The 2451-nt window shown below is 68.5% G+C and carries 2 protein-coding genes; both read right to left on the bottom strand.

Features of this window, described 5'->3' with window-relative positions; all coding sequences use genetic code 11:
• Window positions 1–957, bottom strand: a 957-nt coding sequence (gene hisS / locus HUK84_RS14965; RefSeq protein WP_176640995.1) for a histidine--tRNA ligase, incomplete at its 3' end; no start/stop codon positions are given.
• 143 nt (window positions 958–1100) lie between these two features.
• Window positions 1101–2249: a flavodoxin-dependent (E)-4-hydroxy-3-methylbut-2-enyl-diphosphate synthase gene (gene ispG, locus HUK84_RS14960; protein ID WP_176640994.1), complete on the bottom strand. Its 1149-nt coding sequence runs from the start codon at window positions 2247–2249 to the stop codon at window positions 1101–1103.
• Window positions 2250–2451 lie beyond the last annotated feature (202 nt).

The following is a 2451-nucleotide window of genomic DNA, read 5'->3' as shown; positions in this document are numbered from 1 at the left end:
CGGGGTGGCGTCCAGCAGCATGGCGAGCCGTTCGATGCCGCCCGCCCAGCCGATGGCCGGGGTGCGCGGGCCGCCCATTTCGGCCACCAGCCCGTCATAGCGGCCGCCGGCCAGCACGGTGCCCTGGGCCCCGAGGCGCTCGGTGACGAATTCGAAGGCGGTATGGCCGTAATAATCCAGGCCGCGCACGATGCCCGGATTCTCGCGGAAGGGCACGCCCAGCAGGTCCAGCGCGGAGCGCAGCCCGTCCCAGAAGGCGCGGGCGGGTTCGGTCAGGTAGGCGCCGATCCGCGGCGCGTCGGCGACCAGGGCGCGGTCCTGCGGCGCCTTGCTGTCGAGGATGCGCAGCGGGTTGCGTTCGAGCCGGGCCAGGCTGTCCTCGGACAACTGGTCGCGCAGGTCGGTGAAATAGGCGATGAGGGCGGCCCGCCAGGCGACGCGGCTTTCGGCGTCGCCCAGCGTGTTGAGTTCCAGCACCGTGTCGCCGGCGATGCCCAGGGCGGCGAGGATGTCGCGGCCCATCGCGATCGTCTCGGCGTCCGCCAGGGGTTCGGCGGCGCCGATCAGCTCCGCGCCGATCTGGTGGAACTGGCGGTAGCGCCCCTTCTGCGGCCGTTCGTAGCGGAACATCGGGCCGGCATAGAACACTTTCTGCGGCAGGGACTGGGTCAGGCCGTTGGTGACCAGGGCACGGCAGATGGCGGCGGTGCCCTCGGGCCGCAGGGTGAGCGATTCGCCGCCGCGGTCCTCGAAGGTGTACATCTCCTTCGACACCACGTCGGAGGTGTCGCCCAGCGAGCGGGAGAAGACGCGCGTATCCTCGAAGATCGGGGTCGTCCATTCGTCGAACCCGTACAGCCCGGCGATCCGGCGCGCGGTCTGGACCACATGGGCGTGGCGAAGCTGGGCCTCGCCAATCAGGTCATGGGTGCCACGGACGGGTTGCAAGCTGCTCACGGAGACGAGATTCCTGAATCTGGGCCTGAATTCGGGTGCCCCCGAATTGGCATGGCCGGGCATTGGCATGGCCGGGGCGGACGGCGCCGCGCCCGGGACCGCGAGCGGTACCGGGATGCGGCGAAGGGCGAGCGGGTTCGGCCCTATCGGGCCGGGGCCAGGGCGGATTCGGCCTCGGCCTTGGCGGCCGCTTCTTCGGCGCGGATCAGCTCGGCCTTCTGCTCGACCAGGTCGACGATATGGTCGATCATCGAGTCGGCGGCAATGGTGTGGTCCTGCCGGCCGGCGGAATAGACCATGTGGCGGCCCGAACCGCCGCCGGTCAGCCCGATATCGGTCATCAGCGCCTCGCCGGGGCCGTTGACGACGCAGCCGATGATCGACAGGGTCAGCGGGGTCTGGATGTGGGCCAGGCGTTCTTCCAGCGTCTGGACGGTCTGGATCACGTTGAAGCCCTGGCGCGCGCAGGACGGGCAGGAGATGATCTTGACCCCGCGATGGCGCAGGCCCAGCGATTTGAGGATGTCCCAGCCGACCAGCACTTCTTCCTCGGGCTCGGCCGAGAGGGAGACGCGCATCGTGTCGCCCACGCCGGCCCACAGCAGGTTGCCCAGGCCGATCGAGGATTTGACGGTGCCGGCGCGCTTGGACCCGGCCTCGGTGATGCCGATATGCAGCGGGTGGTCGCAGATTTCGGCCAGTTGCTGGTAGGCGGCGACGGCGAGGAAGACGTCGGAGGCCTTCACGCTGATCTTGAATTCGTGGAAATCGTGATCCTGCAGGATTTTGGCGTGTTCGAGGGCGCTTTCGACCAGCGCGTCGGGGTTGGGTTCGCCGTATTTTTCCAGCAGGTGCCGTTCCAGCGAGCCGGCATTCACGCCGATGCGGATCGAGCAATTATGGTCCTTGGCGGCGTTCACGACCTCGCGCACGCGTTCGGCGCTGCCGATATTGCCGGGATTGATGCGCAGGCAGGCGGCGCCGGCCTGGGCGGCCTCGATCGCGCGCTTGTAGTGGAAATGGATGTCGGCGACGATCGGCACGTTGACCTCGCGCACGATCTCGGCCAGGGCGGCGGTGCTTTCCTCGTCGGGGCAGGAGACGCGGACGATGTCGACGCCGGCCAGTTCGGCGCGGCGGATCTGCGCGATGGTCGCCGCCGCGTCCGTGGTCAGGGTGTTGGTCATGGTCTGCACCGAGATGGGCGCGTCGCCGCCGACCGGAACCTTGCCGACATGGATCTGCCGCGACTTGCGGCGTTCGATATATTGGTACGGACGATAGCTGCTCATGGTCTGCCCTCCGGATGAGGCTGATAACACGGTTCTATCCGACGGCCTGACGGATGGCCGCATACCCGTTTGGTGCTTCCTGCCAAAAAGCGGCGGGTTTGGCCAGAGTAGTCGCTAATGCGGGATGGTCGCCGGCGGGGTGGTGGCAGTGGCGGCTGTTGGCGCGCCGGCTGTCGGGACGCCGGCCGTTGGGGCGTCGGCC

Source organism: Nguyenibacter vanlangensis (assembly GCF_013376155.1).
GTDB classification, from domain to species: Bacteria; Pseudomonadota; Alphaproteobacteria; order Acetobacterales; family Acetobacteraceae; genus Gluconacetobacter; species Gluconacetobacter vanlangensis.
This window is presented reverse-complemented; position numbering and strand designations above follow the sequence as displayed.